The organism is Corynebacterium dentalis (genome assembly GCF_900232865.1).
Taxonomy (GTDB): domain Bacteria; phylum Actinomycetota; class Actinomycetes; order Mycobacteriales; family Mycobacteriaceae; genus Corynebacterium; species Corynebacterium dentalis.
In genome coordinates this window covers 180,887-199,982 of record NZ_OCTS01000005.1, presented here as the reverse complement: position 1 = coordinate 199,982, position 19,096 = coordinate 180,887, and the positions used below count along the sequence as shown (strand labels likewise).

Genomic DNA, 19,096 nt, shown 5'->3' with positions numbered 1-19,096 from the left:
TTCTATGTCGACGTTGCGCCCAGTTTGGGGCAATTGGGACATAAAAAAACTCATGCGAACCAAAAGATCACATTGAGATCATCTCGTTACAAATGATGACAAGGGAACCATAAGGCGCATGGGAAACGTTCGTGAACTCTTTTCACCCAAGTCACATGAATAACATCAGATACATTCGTCACGGCATCACGCTTGACCTGCGGAATCGCCAAAAAGACCCGTAAATGTGATTTATGTCACATTTACGGGTCTATGCGGCGCGTTGGGTTGAAACCTTGTGAGACAAGCCTATTTCCTTGAACCTTCAATTCATGGTAGGCAAGTCTCTAGACTTGACTGAATAATGGCTAGCATTTAAGCGCGGAGCTGTCGCGCTAGCCACATGCTCGCCGCAGTAATGGCGATGGCAGCAAAGACCAAGATCAAGAGTGTGGCGTTGACTAATCCGGCGTGGTGGTCGGCTGCGGCACTGTGCTCAATGAAATTCGTGGTGCTCTGCGGGTTTAAGGACCCTGCCATCTGCAATTGGTTGTTCTCGATGTTGTAGCGAGTCAGCGTGTCAGACACCACTCCGGGACTGCGGGTGGATTGGACTATGACGGTGTCTGCGTCGGTCCTCGTCTTTAATGCTTGGGCGACATCCCGGGAGTTTTCTAAAGTTAGGTCGGGATTGTCGAGCAGGACGAGCTTCGTCTCCCCTAGTTTGTCCGCGGCGCGTGGATCGTCCCCATTGTTTAGGGTCTGGCGGAACTCTTCGAGCTTTCCTTCAGCTTCGTCTCCCCATGTGGTCCGCACTCCATCATCGGCTGCGACGTTATCCGCTTGGAGCTGCCGTGCGAGGGCCTCGATATCGATTTCTTGGGGAATCATTGTGTTCGAAAGTCCTCGTAGTTATATCGTTGGCAGCTTTTCTCTTGGGTTTTTATCACCTCGTCCCTAAAGGGGGTGCCTGTGACACGCGTGAACACGCAAGATTGAAAAACAGGACACGCGTACTGTTAGCCTAAGGTGTGACGTTGCGGGGCAAATGCTGACACAATGGAGTTACGCCTCCCCGCAGATGCGTCCTTTGACGAATAGGACTAGCAGGCATCGCGTTGTCGATGTCCTGCGGTGGCCGCACAACGACTACGAGAAGAGACTCAGGAGCACACTGTGACTGAAAGCAAGAACTCTTTTGATGCCAAGGACACCTTGGAGGTCGGTGACAAGTCTTATGACTACTACCGTCTCTCCGCTGTTCCAGGCATGGAAAAGCTTCCTTACTCCCTGAAGGTATTGGGCGAGAACCTGCTGCGTAACGAGGACGGAAAGAACGTCACTCGCGAGCACATCGAGGCAGTGGCTCAGTGGGATCCTTCCGCTGACCCAAGCATCGAGATCCAGTTCACCCCTGCGCGCGTGATCATGCAGGACTTCACCGGCGTGGCCTGCATCGTTGACCTCGCTACCATTCGTGACGCAGTGGTTGCTCTCGGCGGAGAAGCCGATCAGGTCAACCCACTCAACCCAGCGGAAATGGTCATCGACCACTCCGTGATCATCGAAGCATTCGGCGATGACGATGCATTCGAGAAGAACGTTGAGATCGAGTACCAGCGCAACGACGAGCGCTACAAGTTCCTCCGTTGGGGAACCGGCGCATTCGATAACTTCCGCGTTGTTCCTCCAGGAACCGGTATTGTTCACCAGGTCAACATTGAGTACTTGGCTCGTTCCGTCTTCGAGAAGGACGGCGTGGCCTACCCAGATACCTGTGTTGGTACGGACTCCCACACCACCATGGAAAACGGCCTGGGCATCCTGGGCTGGGGCGTGGGCGGCATCGAGGCCGAGGCTGCAATGCTCGGCCAGCCAATCTCCATGCTTATCCCTCGCGTTGTTGGCTTCAAGCTCACCGGTGAGATCAACGCCGGCGTCACCGCAACCGACGTTGTGCTGACCATCACCGACATGCTGCGCCAGCACGGCGTGGTCGGCAAGTTTGTCGAGTTCTACGGCAAGGGTGTGGGCGAGCTGCCACTGGCAAACCGCGCCACCATCGGCAACATGTCCCCTGAGTTCGGTTCCACCGCGGCTATCTTCCCAATCGACGAAGAGACCGTGAAGTACCTGGAGCTGACCGGCCGCGACAAGGAGACCCTGGAGCGCGTCCAGGCTTACGCTAAGGCTCAGGGCATGTGGCTGGACCCAGAGGCTGAGACCGAGTACTCCGAGTACCTCGAGCTGGACCTGTCCACCGTTGTTCCTTCCATCGCCGGACCAAAGCGTCCTCAGGACCGCATCGAGCTGACCGATTCTAAGGCTCAGTTCCGCAAGGATCTGCACAACTACATCGCCACCCCAGTCGGTGAAGATGGCGGCAACTTCGACGCAGAAGGCCCAAGCACGGACGACACCTCCAAGGCCGAGGGCACCCCTGTCTCCTCTGCGGATGCCAAGGGCAACATCCCTTCCGCCGCTGCTGGCGCAGAGGGACGCCCATCCAACCCAACCACCGTGAACTACAACGGTCAGGACGTGGAGCTGGATCACGGTCTGGTTGCTATCGCATCCATCACCTCGTGTACCAACACCTCCAACCCATCCGTGATGATCGGTGCCGGCCTGCTCGCACGCAACGCCGCTGCCAAGGGCCTGAAGTCCGCACCATGGGTGAAGACCTCTATGGCTCCAGGCTCTCAGGTCGTCAATGGCTACTACGAGGCTGCAGGTCTGTGGAAGGATCTGGAGGCCATGGGCTTCTACCTCGTCGGTTACGGCTGCACCACCTGTATCGGTAACTCCGGCCCACTGCCAGAGGAGATCTCCGCAGGCATCAACGAGGGCGACCTCGCAGCCACCGCGGTTCTTTCCGGTAACCGTAACTTCGAGGGTCGCATCAACCCAGATGTGAAGATGAACTACCTCGCAAGCCCAATCCTGGTTATTGCTTACGCAATCGCCGGCACCATGGACTTCGACTTCGAGACCCAGCCACTGGGCCAGGACGAAGACGGCAACGACATCTTCCTGCGCGACATCTGGCCATCCACCGAAGAGATCGAAAAGGTCATCGCAGAGTCCATCACCAAGGAGCTCTACACCGAGGACTACGCCGATGTCTTCAAGGGTGACGAGCGCTGGCAGAGCCTCGAGGTTCCAACCGGCAAGACCTTCGATTGGGACGAGAACTCCACCTACATCCGTCGTGCGCCATACTTCGACGGCATGTCTCAGGAGCCAGCACCAGTCAACGACGTTGCAGGAGCACGCGTTCTGGCACTGCTCGGCGATTCCGTGACCACGGACCACATCTCCCCTGCATCCACCATCAAGCCAGGCTCCCCTGCTGCGCAGTACCTGGATGAGCACGGAGTGGCCCGCAAGGACTACAACTCCCTGGGTGCACGTCGTGGTAACCACGAGGTCATGGTTCGCGGTACTTTTGCGAACATCCGCCTGCAGAACCAGCTTCTGGACGGAGTCACCGGTGGCTACACCCGTGACTTCACCCAGGAGGGTGGCCCACAGGCTTACATCTACGATGCAGCCATGAACTACAAGGAGCAGGACACCCCACTGGTTGTCCTGGGTGGTAAGGAATACGGCACCGGCTCCTCCCGCGACTGGGCTGCTAAGGGCACCCTGCTGCTGGGCGTCAAGGCAGTCATCGCTGAGTCCTTCGAGCGTATCCACCGCTCCAACCTCATCGGTATGGGCGTGGTTCCACTGCAGTTCCCAGAAGGTGAGTCTTGGAAGTCCCTGGGCTTGGACGGAACTGAGACCTTCGATATCTCCGGTATCGAGGAGCTCAACAACGGCACCACCCCGAAGACCGTCAAGGTTGTCGCTACCAAGGAGAACGGCGAGAAGATCGAGTTCGATGCTCCTACCCGTATCGACACCCCAGGTGAGGCTGACTACTACCGCAACGGTGGCATCCTGCAGTTCGTGCTGCGCAACATGATGGCCAACAAGTAGTAAGCAGCTAAGCGCGAGCCACTCGCCTGATTTTTCGGCGGGCTGGCACACGCTGCGGGCGTGATCTATCACGCTGGCGGTAGGTGCTGAAAGTGGCTAGAACAAGCGGTGATTCCGGTTCAACCTCCGGATCACCGCTTTTGTTCACTCATGACGCTTGATAATCGATTCATGCATGATGCGGAGATGGGAATGTCCTCCACTACCCCGGAGCTGGACTTGAGCGAAAAGATGGAAAGTATCTTGGCGGATGCGCGCCGCTGCTTTACTGCCTTCGGGTACGAAGGCGCAACGGTTCGGAGGCTCGAGGAGGCGACGGGCAAATCGCGTGGGGCGATTTTCCATCATTTCCGCGATAAGGAAACGTTGTTTCTGACGCTGGCCCGCGAGGATGCCATCCGGCAGGCGGATTTGGTGGCTGACGAGGGTCTCATCGAGGTGATGCGTGATCTCCTTGCCCATCCGGAGCGCCACGATTGGCTTTCTACTCGCCTAGAGATCTCCAAGATGTTGCGCACGGATAGCGGATTCCGAGCACGCTGGGAAGCGCACCAGGCTGTTTTGGATTCCGCCGTCCGCACCCGTTTGGTGACGTTGTCCCAGGACGGCCGCATCCGTGATGACGTGGATCCGGCGATCATCCACCTGTTCTTGGAGACGTTGTTGGATGGTTTGATCACACGGTTGGCCTCGGGTGGGTCTGTTGATGGTCTCGACGCCATGCTCGACCTCGCCGAAAACGCCATTCGGAAGCAGAGCTAGTCCCGCTGTCTGCTCTGCGGGACCATCCCGCGCACGTACCTGCGCGTGATGGCCAGCTGCACCCCGCGGGCCACGGGTGCACCGAGTTTCGCTAGCCACCATGCGTGCTGGGAAAACGCCAGGCAGCGTCCTGTGACTTCCCCACTTTCGGACATCTCCACAATGAAGGCTTCTTCGCCGCGTTCCACATGCCCGGGCAGTGTGCCGTAGACCAGCGCGGCACGGCGGGCGGTCTGGCTGCGGTGCAGGATCAAGCATGGGTTGCTGGTCGGTCCGAAGTGGACGTTGACGATTTCGTGGGAGCCGACATTGTGCTGGGTCACGCCCACGCCGGCTTCCCAGTGGGCTCGCCAGGAGAACAGCCGATAGGCAGCCGCTCGGTAGCAGGCCTCGCCGTGGCCGAGCACCTCTGAGTACTCGGTGACATGCCAGGAGGGAGCGAGGTTGGCGTCGGAAAAAGAACCACCTCGCACCACATCCAGGGTGAGAAAGCGAAGCGAGCTGGGGTACGTGAGCTGCGGTTTCGGAGCCATGGCTCCACAGTAGAGCACGTGGGGCCGGGGGCTGTCTCGCGAGGGTTTAGGATGGACGCATGTTCGCCATTATGACTGTAACCGGCATCGACAGCACCGGAATTATTGCGTCTGTGTCTACTGCCCTCGCCGAGCTCGGCGTCAACATTGTGGATGTGTCTCAGACGTTGATGTCTGGCTACTTCACTATGATTCTGCGCGTGGAGTTCGATGACGCGCAGACCTCGCTGGCGGAGATCCGTGCCGCGTTGGAGCCGGTGGAAAAGTCCAAGCAGCAGGTGATTCGGATTCAGTCCGAGGATCTGTTTACCGCGATGAACGAGGTCTAGACGATGGGCGGAGTGTTTAATCCCAACCGGATTTTCGAGACCATCGAGATGATCGAGAAATACCGCCTGGATATCCGGACGGTGACCATGGGTATTTCGTTGCTGGGCTGTACTCGCCCCACAATGGCGGAGACCAGCCAGGCTATCTATGACCGGGTTTCGCAGCAGGCCTCGCAGCTGGTGGAGGTATGTGAGGGCATCGAGGCGGAGCTGGGCATCCCGATTGTGAATAAGCGCATTTCCGTCACGCCGGTGTCCTTGGTGGTCGCAGGTGTGGAGGGCAATCCTGTGGACGCGGCCCGTGCGCTGGATCGGGCGGCTAAGGAAGTGGGTGTCAATTTTGTGGGCGGCTACTCTGCGTTGGTGGAAAAGGGTGCTACTACCAGCGAAAAGCTTTTGATTCGTTCCATTCCGGAAGCGCTATCTGAAACCGATGTGGTTTGCAGCAGCGTGAATATCGCCTCCTCGCGCGCCGGTATCAACATGAATGCCGTGGCGCAGATGGGTCGCATCATCAAGGAAGCTGCGGAGCTGACCAGCGACCGCGATGCCATTGCCTGCGCCAAGCTGGTGGTCTTTGCCAACTCTGTGGGCGATAACCCCTTCATGGCTGGAGCTTTCCACGGTGTGGAGGAGCCGGACTGTGTGGTGTCCGTGGGCGTGTCCGGCCCGGGCGTGGTGGATCGCGCGATTGGTTCGATGGAGGGTGCCACGCTGGATCAGGTGGCAGAGGAAATTAAGAAGGCCGCGTTCAAGATCACCCGCGCCGGTCAGCTGGTGGGCAACATGGCCTCGGAGCGGTTGGGCGTGCCGTTCGGCATCATCGATTTGTCTCTTGCTCCTACCGCAGAGCTGGGTGATTCCGTGGCGCACATCTTGGAGCACATGGGCCTGGATCAGGTGGGCACGCACGGTACGACTGCCGCGTTGGCGCTGCTCAATGACGCTGTGAAGAAGGGCGGGATGATGGCCTGCTCTCGCGTGGGTGGCTTGTCCGGTTCTTTCATTCCGGTCTCCGAGGACAAGGGCATGATCGATGCCGTGCGCTCCGGCTCCATTTCTTTGGACAAATTGGAAGCCATGACGGCCATCTGCTCGGTGGGCTTTGACATGGTGGCGTTGCCGGGAGAGACCAGTGCCGAGACGATCGCCGGCATGATCGCCGATGAGGCTGCGATTGGCGTGATGAACCACAAGACCACGGCCGTGCGGGTAATCCCCGTGCCCGGGAAAAAGCCTGGTGACGAGGTCAATTTCGGTGGGCTGCTGGGCTACGCGCCAATCATCGACGTCAACTCCGTGGGCAATGCGCAGTTCATCGGCCGAGGTGGCTTCATCCCCGCTCCGGTTCACGGAATGCGCAACTAGGCGCGCGCTCCAGACATGACGTTCGAGAGAGGATGGTACAGAGAGGATGGCACTGAACTGATGGCGGACAACCTTCCCCTATTCCACTATGGGCGTTCTTCGGCGGTTATCGATGACCCCGACGGCGCAATCCGCAGGGGTGCGGAATCTGGCCAATTCGATACTCGGAATCCGCACGTGGCCAACTCCCCCGCTTTGATGGCTGCCCTGGAGTCCCACGGGCGGCTGCCTGTTGCTGGCTCTCGCGGCGGGATGTCCACCACGCAGATCGTGATTGGCGTCATCGGACTGGCTTTGTTGATTGGTGGTGTAGCTCTTTGCCTGATCCCCGGTCCCGCCCTGTTCGCCGGCCTGATCCTGGGGGCCATCGGGTTGCTCTTGGTGGTTGTCGATGTGATTTCTTTCCGACGCCGACGCGCCAATCTCACCATGATTTCCCAGGCCTTCAACAATGGCTGGCTGAGCTATGCCCCTGCTCGTGTTGGTGGCGTGTGGATTAGTAGCGTGCGTCAGCATTCTTCGCACAACAATGATCGCGAGGATCACGTCCGGAATAACGATGTCCGTTTCCGCTATCGGGCACTAGTGGAGGTCTTCCCCACTGATGGCTCGGAGCCTTTTCGCTTTACCTCCGGGGAATTCTCCGCTCCGGCCTCTCATCGGGGTGTGCCCCTGGACTTAAAGATGATGGACGGCCCGCTGGATCACGGCGAGCCGGAATTTAACAACGGATGGACCGTCGCCCGCTGGGTCAGCGGGAATCAGGAGTCTGCGACTATCTCCACGGATCTGGCAAAGGCACAGATCAGGGCTGCACTGAATGCGGTGGGTCCCCGACCGGGGATGTAACTACTCGGACGTTTCTTTGGTAGACCAAGCTGTCTGTTAATGTTGCTTGCGTGAAGTTCGTACTGCTTGCCCTCCGCGAAAATCGTCATATCGCCGATGCCGAATATGACGATTTCCTCGCCCTGTCCGGGCTCGGTACAGAAGAACTGGATATGCGCGTATTGGATCGGCCAGACAGTGAACTCGGCGATTTTTCGGACGTGGACGGGGTGTTCATTGGTGGCAGCGCGTTCACCATCACCAAGCCTTACGACGCTGTATGGCAGCCGGCAGTTTCGGAACGCCTCGTGGAGTTTGTTCAGAAAGCTCTGGAACACCAGCGCTTCCCCATCATCGCTACCTGCTACGGCGCGAGCCTGTTCGCCCACTACTTGGGAGGCCAAGTAGGCTCCGACTTCGCCGAGGAAGCGGGAGTCACCAAGATCGCGCTGACAGAACAGGCGGCAAATGATCCACTTTGTGCCCAGTTGCCACAGGAATTCCTCGGCTTCGGCGGACACAAGGATTCCGTGCTGCAGCTTCCGCAGAATGCGGTGCTCTTGGCCGGTGGCCCAACCTGTCCAGTGCACATGTACCGCATGGGATCCAACGTCTGGGCAACCCAATTCCATCCAGAGATGGACGGAGATCGCATCGCCCGCCGCCTGAGCTTCTACGAAGATGCCGGATACTTTTCCCCCGAGCGACAGAATGAGGTCTATGACGACCTCAGGGGACACGACACGTCGGCGTCGAATTCGATCCTCCGAGCCTTCGTGCAGCACGCCCGCGACCTGCGCTCATAAGGTGCAGTCAGGGGCTAGTCTCCTCATACCCCCATCGCCGCCAAAAACATCTGCTAAGGCCCGTGGCTTGGTTTAATATTCCTTCGTGCATCTAAAGAAAATCGCATCAGTGGCGGCCGCTACAGTTCTAGCATTCTCTGCATTCACTCCTGCGGCGAATGCTCAAACCACCCTGGGCAGCGTGGATCTGGGAAGTCTGGAGGTTATCGCCAGCATCCTCGATCAGCTCGGACAAGCTCCCTCCGTACCTTCCGTGCCGGGCCAAACCAACCTGACTCGTTCAGCAGTGGACGTGGCAGGACAGAGCAATCGGGAATACCTGATCGAGACTCCCGCGACCATGGATCCCACCAAGTCCTACCCCGTGCTGTTTGGCTTCGCCGGCTGGCAGCACGATGCCACCATGTATCGCGGTTACGCGGACCTGAACAACGTGGCTGGTCAAGAGGCCATCATCGTCTACCCAGAGGGAAAGGCTCAGGCGTGGGAAGGTCCCAAGTACGCCGAGACCAGCCGCGGGCAGGACGTCGCCTTTGTGCAGGCCATTCTGAGCAAGGTCAAGTCTCAGTACAAGGTTGATAGCTCCCGCGTGTACGCCACCGGGCTGTCCAACGGTGGTGGCATGGCTGTCTCCCTGGCATGCCAGGCACCAGGCGCATTTACTGCCGTGGCGTCCGTGGCTGGGGCGTACTACAACCCCACGCTGAGCAACTGTTTGGCCGGAGCGGTGGACACGCTACTCATCCACGGAACTGCCGATGATCACATGCTCTATGGCGGCGGATCCAACGCGCACGGCGGGGACTACTTCAGCGTTCCTCAAGCCGCGCAGCGCATCGGCACCCGCAACGGTTGCACCAGTACGGCGCTGACCAACCCCACCTCCAATGGCCGCACCGATATGTACACCCTCGGCGGATGCCCTACCGGCGGACAGACCCGGGTGTATTCAGTCAACGGTGGCGAGCACACGTGGTTCCCCTCCAACCCGGCTGCTGCCCAGGTGGTGTGGGACTTTCTCAAGACTCGCTAGACCCCCTAAGCCAGCGCCACCTGGGCGCTAGGCCAATTCCACGATCTCCATGTAGCTCTCGTTCCACAGGTCCTCTGTGCCATCTGGCAACACGATGACCCGTTCTGGATCGAGGGCTTTCACAGCTCCTGGGTCGTGCGTCACCAGCACCACGGCACCTTCGTAGGTGCGCAGCGCATCCAAAACCTGTTCGCGGGACTGTGGATCCAGGTTATTTGTCGGCTCGTCCAGCAGCAGCACGTTAGCTCGCGAGCTGACCAAGGTAGCCAGGGACAGTCGGGTCTTCTCGCCACCGGAGAGCGTGCCAGCAGGTTGATTCAGCTGATCTCCGGAGAACATGAACGCTCCCAGCACGCCACGCAGATCCTGCTCGCCGGCATCGGGGCAAGACTCGATGGCGTTTTGCCACACGCTCTTATCGCCGTCAATGTTGTCATGCTCCTGGGCAAAGTAACCCACCTTCAGGCCATAGCCGGAGACGATGCCACCTTCGCCATCCACGCGCTCCACACCGGCCAACAACTTCAGCAACGTGGTCTTACCAGCACCGTTGAATCCCAGCACCACCACGCGCGAGCCCTTATCGATGGCAAGATCCACGCCAGCGAAAACCTCCAACGAGCCATACATCTTGGTCAGCCCCTTGGCGTTCATCGGGGTCTTGCCACACGGCGCAGGCTCTGGGAAGGAAATGGTGGCCACACGATCGTCCACGCGCACCTCGTCCAACTCGCCCATCATGCGCTCTGCGCGTGCAGTCATCTGCTTGGCGGCGCGAGCCTTGGTAGCCTTGGCACCCAGCTTCGCAGCCTGCTCCTTCAAGGCCCCGGCCTTCTTCTCCGCATTGGCGCGCTCGCGGCGTCGACGCGCCTCGTCCGTAGCCCGGGCATCCAGGTACTTCTTCCAATCCATGTTGTAGACGTCCGCCTCGGAGCGCACGGCATCTAGGAACCAGACCTTGTTACACACGGCCTCCAGCAACTCGACATCGTGGCTGATCATGACCAGCCCGCCCTCGTGCTTTTTCAGGAAGTCGCGCAGCCAAGTAATGGAATCTGCGTCCAGGTGGTTGGTCGGCTCGTCCAGCAGCAGCGTGGTTTGGGAGCGCCCAGAGCCGGAGGTGGCGGCAAACAGAATCTGCGCCAGCTCCACACGACGACGCTGCCCACCGGAGAGCGTCTTGAGTTGCTGGTCCAGGACGCGCTCTTCCAAGCCCAGGGCGTCGCAGATACGTGCGGCCTCGCTGTCCGCCTCGTAGCCGCCCAGCGCGGAGTACTTCTCCTCCATGCGGGAGTACTTGGAAATCGCGGCGTCCCGTTCGGAGTCCTTGTCCGTGGTCTCCATGATCTCCTGCTGGCGATCCATGGTGCGGCGAATCTGATCCAGCCCGCGCGCGGAGAGTACGCGATCGCGGGCGGTCTGCTCGATATCGCCTTCCTTGGAATCCTGCGGAAGGTAGCCAAACTCGCCACTGCGGATCACTTTTCCGCCATAAGGTTCGCCCTCACCTGCGAGGATGCGCATCGTCGTGGTCTTGCCTGCACCGTTGCGGCCCACCAGCCCGATGCGGTCCCCCGGTTGTACGCGCAGCAGCTGTCCGGGTGCGTCCAGCAGGGTCCTGGCGCCCACCCGTACTTCAAGGTCTTCGGTCACAATCACAACGATCCACGCTATCATTGCCCCTGTTGTGAGCAGGCATCGTGCCTGCTTAAGCCGGGTCGAGGAACGGGAGCGGTCAGATGGTTGTGCTGCACATCGCTGGCCTGGGTCCGGCCGGCGCCATCGTTGCTCTTCGGGCCGCTGAACGCGGGTGGGACGTTACGGCTTGGGACCCTCGCGTGCGGACCGAGGGCAGATTACCGCGCTGGCCCGCGACGTATGGGGCGCTGATGGCCGAGGTGCCCGAGTGGGGGCAAAGGTTCTTCTCCCCCGCCTACGTGCCCCGCACCGTGACGCATCGCGAGCGCCCGCTGGCCTATTCCTACGCGATGCTGAACAAGGATTCTCTACGCCGCGAGGTGGAGGTGAGCACTGCGAAGATTCGCCGCGGGACCGTGCCTAGCGCAACCGGATCGCCGCATCGCGTGGTCATCGATTGCACCGGAGCGCCCACAGATACCGGCGTGTTCTGGCAGGTAGCGGTGGGTTATGTGCTCCCCCGTCATCTTTTTTCCGACGCCAACCTCGCCACCTTTATGGATTGGCAACAACCCACGCCCTCTCCCCCGAGTTTCCTGTACATCCAACCCACGGACGAGGGAATCTTGTGTGAGGAGACGGTCCTAGCCACCCGGACATCGCCGCGTCAGCTCATCGATGAGCTCACGCAGCGGCTGGAGGCACGTCTCGATGCGGAAGCGCCCGAGTGGCGCAAGGTTTTGCGCGAGCAATTCCAGCGCGGGGAATTCCACCGCGAAGTGGTGGTCATCCCCATGGGCACGCGGAAGGCGGGCGCGAGTCCCATGGACGCGTGCCCACCAGGCCAGCGCTACTATTTCGGCGCAGCAGCAGGCCTTATCAATCCCGCCACGGGCTACTCGGTGGGCGCCGCGTTGAACCAGGTAGACCAGCTACTTGATCGCATCGCGGAGGATCACGCCAGCCAGGAAGGCACGCATCAGCCGCGGAAGGCCCGGCTTTCCCGCAGGAATGCGCACCGGGTGGCTCGGCGGGCTAATGCGGAACTTGCGCGAGCATTGCGTCGGATAGGGGCAGAACTCATCAGCCAGGCCAGCCACACCACGCTGCGCGACTTCTTCGATGCGTTCTTCCAACTCGGCGCCCAACGGCAACTGACCTACCTCACCGGGCACGACGGCCTCGCCGTGGCCGCGACAATGTGGGCACTGCGCGGATTCACGGGATTTAACCACCCGTTCCTACAACCGATATGGAAACGACCCGGACACATGATCCGGGTCGCTGCAGGTAAATAGGTTGAGTTAGACGGAGAAGCCCAAGTAACGCAGCTGCTCGCGGCCTTCCTCGTTGATCATCTGTGGGCCCCAGGCAGGAGTCCATACCCAGTTGATACGCAGCTCGGAGATCTCCTGCAGCGTGCCCACCACGGCAGCATTGGCCTGATCCTCGATCATATCCGTCAAAGGACACGCAGGCGAGGTCAGAGTCATGTTCACCACGGCGGTGGAATCCTCCACCCACGTGTCATAGACCAAGCCGAGATCCACCACGTTGATGCCCAGCTCAGGGTCGATGACGTCCATCATGCAGTCCTCGATCTTGCCGGACATTTCCAGCTGCTCCTGAGTCTGCTCAGCAGGAGGCTGCGGAACCTCGTTGATCGGGTTGGGATCCATCTGCGGTGCGGAAGGGTTGCTGTTCGGTTCAGTCATTGTTTCACTCGTTTCTTCTGCTGTGGTGAGGAATTTCTAGTCTTGCTTGGCGGGCTGTGCGCCGGCATCGTAGGCTGCGGCCTCAAATGCCTTCCACCCCAGCAGCGCGCACTTCACGCGTGCCGGGTACTTGGACACACCGGCGAATGCGATGCCGTCTCCAATGATCTCGTCATCACCTTCGACCTTGCCGCGCGAGGTGACCATGCGCTCGAACTCGGCCAGCTTGGCAAACGCTTCGTCGACGGGCTTGCCCACCAACTCTTCCGCCATCACCGAGGTCGACGCCTGGCTGATGGAACATCCAGTGGCGTCATAAGAGACATCCTGAACGGTCTTGAGGTCATCGCTGAGCGTGACGCGCAGCGTGAGTTCATCGCCACACGAGGTGTTGACGTGGTGTACCTCGGCGTTAAACGGATCACGCAAGCCCGCGTGCTGCGGGTGCTTGTAGTGATCCAGGATGACTTCCTGGTACATCGATTCCAGCTTCATGACTGTTGCCTACTCGCCTATCGTCTTAGTCTTCTACGGTTCCGAAGAACTTCTGTGCGTGCACGATCGCCTCCGCCAGGGCATCTACTTCCTCGCGGGTGTTGTAGATATAAAAGCTGGCGCGCGCGGTGGCCTGCACGCCCATGCAGGTGTGCACAGGCCATGCGCAGTGGTGCCCCACGCGGATGCACACGCCACGATCGTCCAGCACCTGGCCCAGATCGTGCGGGTGAATGCCTTCCACCACGAAGCTTATCGACGCACCGCGATCCACGGCTTCTGCAGGGCCCACCAATCGCAGTCCCTCAATCGCAGTGATCTTTTCCAGGGCGTAGGCGGTCAGCTCATTTTCATGCGCCTTGACGTTGTCCATGCCCAGCTCGCGCAAGTAACGCACCGCTGCGGCCAACCCCACGACCTGGCTGGTCATCTGGGTTCCGGCTTCGAATCGCTGTGGAGCTTCGGTGAACGTGGTCTTTTCCATCGTCACCTTTTCCACCATGGAGCCACCGGTCAAAAACGGTGGCAAGGTCTTCAGGATGGACTCCTTGCCGTAGAGCACGCCCACGCCGTTGGGACCCAACATCTTGTGGCCGGAAAATGCTGCGAAGTCCACATCGAGAGCGTGGAAATCTACGGGCATGTGGGGAACGGACTGGCAGGCGTCGAGAACAAAAAGGGCACCCACGGCACGCGCGCGGCGCACGGCCTCATCCACATCGAGAACCGCACCGGTCACGTTGGACTGATGAGTCAAGGCCACGACCTTGGTGTTCTCGTTCAGATCCAAGCTGTCCAGATCAATGCGACCGTCCTCGGTTACGGAGTACCAACGCAGGGTTGCGCCCGTGCGCTGCGCCAGCTCCTGCCACGGCACCAGATTTGCATGGTGCTCCAGCTCTGAGATGACGATCTCATCGCCGGCAGTGACCGTGAACTCGCCGGAACGAGGATCGCCCAAGATGTAGGCCACCTCGTTCAGGGCTTCGGTGGCGTTCTTGGTGAACGCGATCTCATGATCTTCCGCGCCGACGAACGCTGCGATGTCCTCTCGGGCATCCTCGTAGGCGTCCGTGGCCTCTTCAGCGATTTCGTATGCCCCGCGGTGTACTGGGGCATTGTGGGTGATCAAGAAGTCGCGTTCCGCATCCAATACCTGCACCGGGCGCTGTGAGGTCGCACCGGAGTCTAGGTAGACGAGCGGGCGGCCATCACGGACGGTGCGGGACAGGATAGGGAAATCTTTCCTGACTTCGGCTGTGTCCAATGATGTGTTCATAACTGTGACTTCTTTCTGTCGTGGATTTTCGGGCAGCTTAGGCGAACTGCTCGTAGCCGGACTTCTCCAGCTCTTCTGCCAGCTCTGGGCCACCGGACTTTACGATGCGGCCGTTGGAGAAAACGTGCACCTGGTCTGGCTTCACGTAGTTCAGGATGCGCTGGTAGTGGGTGATCATCAGCACGCCGCCGTTCTCGCGCTCCTTGTAGCGGTTGATGCCGTCGGACACGATGCGCAGGGCATCCACGTCCAGGCCGGAGTCCGTCTCGTCGAGCACGGCGAACTTAGGCTTGAGCAGACCCAGCTGCAGCACCTCGTGGCGCTTCTTCTCGCCACCGGAGAAGCCTTCGTTGACGGAACGCTCGGAGAAGGATGGGTCGATGGACAGCTCTTCCATCGCACCGCGGGCTTCCTTGACCCACTCGCGGATCTTGGGAGCCTCGCCACGCACGGCGGATGCCGCGGAGCGCAGGAAGTTAGCCATGGATACGCCAGGCACCTCGGTGGGGTACTGCATGGCCAGGAACAGGCCAGCGCGAGCGCGCTCGTCAACTTCCATGTCCAGCAGGTTCACGCCGTCCAGCAGCACCTCGCCCTCGGTGATTTCGTAGCGTGGGTGGCCAGCGATGGCATAAGACAAGGTGGACTTGCCGGAACCGTTAGGGCCCATGATGGCGTGGGTCTCGCCGGAGTTAATGGTCAGGTTCACGCCGTGCAGGATGGGCTTTGGAGCCTCGTTCTCATCGGCTGGGACAACCTGTGCGTGCAGGTTCTTGATTTCCAGAGTGCTCATAGTTAGTAGGACTTTCCTTGTGAGTCTGTAAGTGGTGAAAAAGGGTTAGTGCGCGGGGTGAGCCGCGAGCATGAAGTGGTTAGAGAACCGTGTTCTCCAGCTCGCGCTCCACCTTTTCTTCCAGCGTCTCGCGGATGGATTCCAGCGGGATGCGCTTGATCACGTCGGTGAAGAAGCCGCGGACGATGAGCATTTTGGCAGCTGCGGCGGGGATGCCGCGGGACTGCATGTAGAACATCTGCTCGTCGTCGAAACGGCCCACAGTGGCTGCGTGGCCGGCGCCGACAATCTCACCAGTCTGGATCTCGAGGTTAGGAACGGAATCTGCGCGTGCACCTTCGGTAAGCAGCAGGTTGTTGTTCTTCTCGTAGGTGTCCGTGCCGGTTGCCTCCGGGCGGATCAGGACGTCGCCGATCCACGCGGTGCGTGCGTCGCGGGACTCGTGACCCTTGGAAGGCTCACCCTGCAGCGCGCCCTTGTAGAGCACGTTGGAGCGGCAGTTCTTGATGGAGTGGTCCACTAGCAGGCGCTGCTCGAAGTACTGGCCGGCATCGGCGAAGTACAGTCCCAGCAGTTCGGCGTCTCCACCTGGTGCGGTGTAGCGCACGTGAGGCACGGAGCGAGCAATTTCGCCACCGAAGGCCGCGTAGTAGTGGCGCACGGTTGCATCGCGACCCACCTGGATGTGGGAGTTGGACAGGTGCACGCCATCGCGTGCCCAATCCTCCATCACCACGGTGGTCAGTTTTGCCCCATCGCCGACGACAAACTCGATGTTGTCCGAGTGTGCGCCAGAGCCTTCGTAGCGAACGATCACCACTGCTTCTGCGTGGGTGTCCAACTCAATGACCAGCGTTCCGTAGGACACCTTGTCCTCGCCTGCACCGGTGACGGTGACCGTCACCGGCTTGTCCAGCACTGCGTCCTTTTCAATGTGGACGTAGTCCGCCACGTTCGTGTTGGTCCACGCCTGTGCAGCGGCGCGGTCCACCGGAGCACCAGCGCGACCCACGCGCTCGTCCGTGGGCTCCAGCTCGGAGTAGGTAGCGCCGGAATCTGGAAGATCCACGGATACCTGGGCGCGCTGGCCCTCCGCTGCGGTTCCGTCGTGTAAGCCACGCAGGCGGCGCAGAGGAGTGAACCGCCAGTCTTCGTCCTTGCCGCGTGGCACGGAGAAGTCGTTGATGTCGAAAGAGGAGAAACGATCGCCCTTGGTCTGGTGCTCAGTACCAGCCTTGACCGGGTTAATCGTGGCTTCTGTTTCAGTAAGTGGGGTGGTCATAGGTCTTAACCCACCGATCCTTCCATCTGCAGTTCAATCAGTCGGTTCAGTTCCAGGGCGTACTCCATTGGGAGCTCCTTGGCGATGGGCTCTACGAATCCACGCACGATCATCGCCATGGCCTCGTCTTCCTCGATGCCACGAGACATGAGGTAGAACAGCTGATCCTCGGAGACCTGAGACACCGTGGCCTCGTGACCCAGGGTCACGTGGTCATTGCGGATGTCGTTGTATGGGTATGTGTCCGAACGGGAGATGGAATCGACCAGCAAGGCGTCGCATTCCACGTTGGATGCGGAGTGGTGTGCGTCCTTGTTGACCTGCACCAGACCGCGGTATGCAGCGCGTCCGCCGGAGCGTGCCACAGACTTGGACACGATGTTGGAGGAGGTGTGCGGAGCCATGTGCACCATCTTGGCGCCGGTGTCCTGGAACTGTCCCTCGCCAGCGAATGCTACGGAGAGGACCTCGCCCTTGGCGTAGGGGCCGGTCATCCAGACAGCTGGGTACTTCATGGTGACCTTGGAGCCGATGTTGCCATCGACCCACTCCATCGTGGCGCCTTCTTCACACTTGGTGCGCTTGGTAACCAGGTTGTAAACGTTGTTAGACCAGTTCTGGATGGTCGTGTAGCGGCAACGGCCGCCCTTCTTGACCACAATCTCCACCACTGCGGAGTGCAGGGAGTCAGTCTTGTAGATCGGTGCGGTACAACCCTCGACGTAGTGCACGTAGGCATCTTCGTCGACGATGATCAGGGTGCGCTCAAACTGACCCATGTTTTCCGTGTTGATGCGGAAGTAAGCCTGCAGTGGGATGTCTACGTGCACGCCCTTGGGCACGTAGATGAAGGAGCCACCGGACCACACAGAGGTGTTCAGTGCGGAGAACTTGTTATCGCCTGCTGGAATGACCGAGCCGAAGTACTCCTCGAACAGCTCTGGGTACTCACGCAAGCCGGTATCGGTGTCCACGAAGATGACACCCTGGCTCTCCAGATCCTCGCGAATCTGGTGGTAGACCACCTCGGACTCGTACTGTGCGGCCACACCTGCGACCAAGCGCTGACGCTCCGCCTCGGGGATGCCCAGCTTGTCGTAGGTGTTTCGGATTTCCTCAGGGAGATCCTCCCAGGAAGCGGCCTGCTGCTCGGTGGAGCGCACGAAGTACTTGATGTTGTCGAAGTCAATACCGGAGAGGTCTGCGCCCCACGTTGGCATTGGCTTCTTGTCGAAGATCCCGAGCGCCTTGAGGCGACGGTTGAGCATCCACTCTGGCTCGTTCTTCTTGGCGGAAATATCCCGTACAACGTCCTCGTTCAGGCCGCGTCGTGCGGATGCGCCAGCGCTGTCGGAATCGTGCCAACCGTAGCCATAGGCTCCGATTGAGTTGATGATCTCTTCATCTGTCTGCGGTTGCTGTGCTGCTTGAGTCATTTCCTATCTTTCCTTCGTCGGGGAAGGGTGAATGGTTGTCAGCGGAATGTGGGTGGTGCAGATACCGTTGCCGTCAGCGATAGTTGCCAGCGGCTGAGTATGTTGCCCGAGTAGTTCCGCAACCACCCGGTGTTCCGCCGCGCACAGTTCAGGGAACTCTTGCGCGACATCCTGGATCGGACAATGATGGCGACAAATCTGCACGCCACCGGCTGAGTTATCCACCGTCGCGGCGTAGCCACGGTCAGTGAGTGCGTCAGCGATGGCGCGAGCCTTGCCCACGACATCGTCTTCTTCGTCTGAAGATTCAGCTCGCGTAGTGGCAGTGGAAGACGTTGCGTCCCCACTGTCGTTCGTCTCGAGCTGGCGCACTTGGTCAACGTCCAAGTCCTCGAGCAACTGATGGATACGCTGTGCGGCAAAGTTTTCTACCGCAGCTTCTCCACCGGTCTGTTTGAGGGCCCGGAGCGCCAAAAGCGCCAGGGTGTCGTAATCATGGCCGAAGTGCCTACGGCCGGCGTCGGTCAGGCGGAACATTTTGGCGGGACGACCGCGCTGGCCAGAACGAGACACCGTCACGATTTCCGCGTGGCCATCAGCCACGATGTTATCGAGATGGCGCCGCACGCCGGCTGCAGTAAGGCCAAATTCCTCGGCAATGTCCGTGGCACTAATCGGTCCGTGGCGAAGAACGTGGAGCATAATGCGGTGCCGAGTATCGTGATCGCTCACTGGACTGACACCTCGTTTCTCTACTGTTTCGTCAAGACGGCGAGAAGGAACGCTCGAAACACTGTGCTACTTTCGTGGGGTTGACCTTTTAAGGTTTCACCCGA

Annotated in this window: 18 protein-coding genes; 8 read left to right on the top strand and 10 right to left on the bottom strand. The window is 59.8% G+C overall.

All coding sequences use genetic code 11. The features are described from left to right. Positions 1–354: 354 nt before the first annotated feature. Positions 355–870, bottom strand: a complete 516-nt coding sequence (locus tag CS919_RS06875) for an Rv1476 family membrane protein (protein ID WP_099298740.1) — start codon at positions 868–870, stop codon at positions 355–357. A gap of 285 nt (positions 871–1,155) precedes the next feature. On the opposite strand from CS919_RS06875, the gene CS919_RS06870 reads away from it, so the two are divergent. Beyond that, on the top strand, positions 1,156–3,963 hold the full coding sequence (locus tag CS919_RS06870) for an aconitate hydratase (protein WP_099298739.1): 2,808 nt from the start codon (positions 1,156–1,158) through the stop codon (positions 3,961–3,963). A 192-nt stretch (positions 3,964–4,155) separates the two neighbouring features. Continuing rightward, a complete protein-coding gene (locus CS919_RS06865) occupies positions 4,156–4,725 on the top strand; it encodes a TetR/AcrR family transcriptional regulator (protein WP_370551573.1) in 570 nt (189 codons plus the stop codon). Here the strand turns inward: CS919_RS06865 and CS919_RS06860 are convergent. Further along, entirely contained in the window at positions 4,722–5,258 is a 537-nt protein-coding gene (locus CS919_RS06860) for a DUF1990 domain-containing protein (protein WP_099298738.1), read from the bottom strand. The two genes, CS919_RS06865 and CS919_RS06860, sit on opposite strands and share 4 nt — an antisense overlap. Before the next feature lie 59 nt (positions 5,259–5,317). Here CS919_RS06860 and CS919_RS06855 point away from each other — a divergent pair, with 59 nt between their 5' ends. The 5 genes from CS919_RS06855 (at position 5,318) to CS919_RS06835 (ending at position 9,622) form a co-directional block, all read left to right on the top strand. Then, the gene (locus CS919_RS06855; RefSeq protein ID WP_099298737.1) at positions 5,318–5,587 is read left to right on the top strand and encodes an ACT domain-containing protein; all 270 of its coding nucleotides are present in this window, start codon (positions 5,318–5,320) and stop codon (positions 5,585–5,587) included. Positions 5,588–5,590: 3 nt separating this feature from the next. Continuing rightward, positions 5,591–6,955, top strand: coding sequence for a PFL family protein (locus CS919_RS06850; protein ID WP_099298736.1), 1,365 nt, complete (start codon positions 5,591–5,593; stop codon positions 6,953–6,955). Between the two features lie 15 nt (positions 6,956–6,970). Beyond that, a complete protein-coding gene (locus CS919_RS06845) occupies positions 6,971–7,804 on the top strand; it encodes a hypothetical protein (protein ID WP_228073523.1) in 834 nt (277 codons plus the stop codon). Between the two features lie 50 nt (positions 7,805–7,854). Next, entirely contained in the window at positions 7,855–8,589 is a 735-nt protein-coding gene (locus tag CS919_RS06840; protein WP_099298734.1) for a glutamine amidotransferase, read from the top strand. 85 nt (positions 8,590–8,674) lie between these two features. Then, entirely contained in the window at positions 8,675–9,622 is a 948-nt protein-coding gene (locus CS919_RS06835) for a CE1 family esterase (protein ID WP_143341766.1), read from the top strand. A 27-nt stretch (positions 9,623–9,649) separates the two neighbouring features. Here the strand turns inward: CS919_RS06835 and CS919_RS06830 are convergent, their stop codons facing one another. Then, positions 9,650–11,281, bottom strand: coding sequence for an ABC-F family ATP-binding cassette domain-containing protein (locus CS919_RS06830; protein WP_099298845.1), 1,632 nt, complete (start codon positions 11,279–11,281; stop codon positions 9,650–9,652). Positions 11,282–11,361: 80 nt separating this feature from the next. On the opposite strand from CS919_RS06830, the gene CS919_RS06825 reads away from it, so the two are divergent. After that, complete coding sequence (locus CS919_RS06825) at positions 11,362–12,558, top strand: lycopene cyclase family protein (RefSeq protein WP_099298732.1); 1,197 nt, start codon at positions 11,362–11,364, stop codon at positions 12,556–12,558. Positions 12,559–12,564: 6 nt separating this feature from the next. On the opposite strand, the gene CS919_RS06820 is transcribed toward CS919_RS06825, so the two are convergent. From CS919_RS06820 to CS919_RS06790, 7 genes are all read right to left on the bottom strand, one after another. Then, on the bottom strand, positions 12,565–12,975 hold the full coding sequence (locus tag CS919_RS06820; RefSeq protein ID WP_099298731.1) for a metal-sulfur cluster assembly factor: 411 nt from the start codon (positions 12,973–12,975) through the stop codon (positions 12,565–12,567). 36 nt (positions 12,976–13,011) lie between these two features. Continuing rightward, the gene (sufU, locus tag CS919_RS06815; protein ID WP_099298730.1) at positions 13,012–13,470 is read right to left on the bottom strand and encodes a Fe-S cluster assembly sulfur transfer protein SufU; all 459 of its coding nucleotides are present in this window, start codon (positions 13,468–13,470) and stop codon (positions 13,012–13,014) included. 25 nt (positions 13,471–13,495) lie between these two features. After that, a complete protein-coding gene (locus CS919_RS06810; protein ID WP_099298729.1) occupies positions 13,496–14,749 on the bottom strand; it encodes a cysteine desulfurase in 1,254 nt (417 codons plus the stop codon). Positions 14,750–14,786: 37 nt separating this feature from the next. Continuing rightward, a complete protein-coding gene (sufC, locus tag CS919_RS06805) occupies positions 14,787–15,542 on the bottom strand; it encodes a Fe-S cluster assembly ATPase SufC (protein ID WP_099298728.1) in 756 nt (251 codons plus the stop codon). Between the two features lie 79 nt (positions 15,543–15,621). Then, positions 15,622–16,824 (bottom strand): Fe-S cluster assembly protein SufD, encoded by a 1,203-nt coding sequence (gene sufD / locus CS919_RS06800; protein WP_099298727.1) that lies wholly within the window; start codon positions 16,822–16,824, stop codon positions 15,622–15,624. A gap of 5 nt (positions 16,825–16,829) precedes the next feature. Beyond that, positions 16,830–18,260, bottom strand: coding sequence for a Fe-S cluster assembly protein SufB (gene sufB / locus CS919_RS06795; protein WP_099298726.1), 1,431 nt, complete (start codon positions 18,258–18,260; stop codon positions 16,830–16,832). A 3-nt stretch (positions 18,261–18,263) separates the two neighbouring features. Next, a complete protein-coding gene (locus tag CS919_RS06790; RefSeq protein ID WP_099298844.1) occupies positions 18,264–18,962 on the bottom strand; it encodes a helix-turn-helix transcriptional regulator in 699 nt (232 codons plus the stop codon). Between the last annotated feature and the right edge of the window lie 134 nt (positions 18,963–19,096).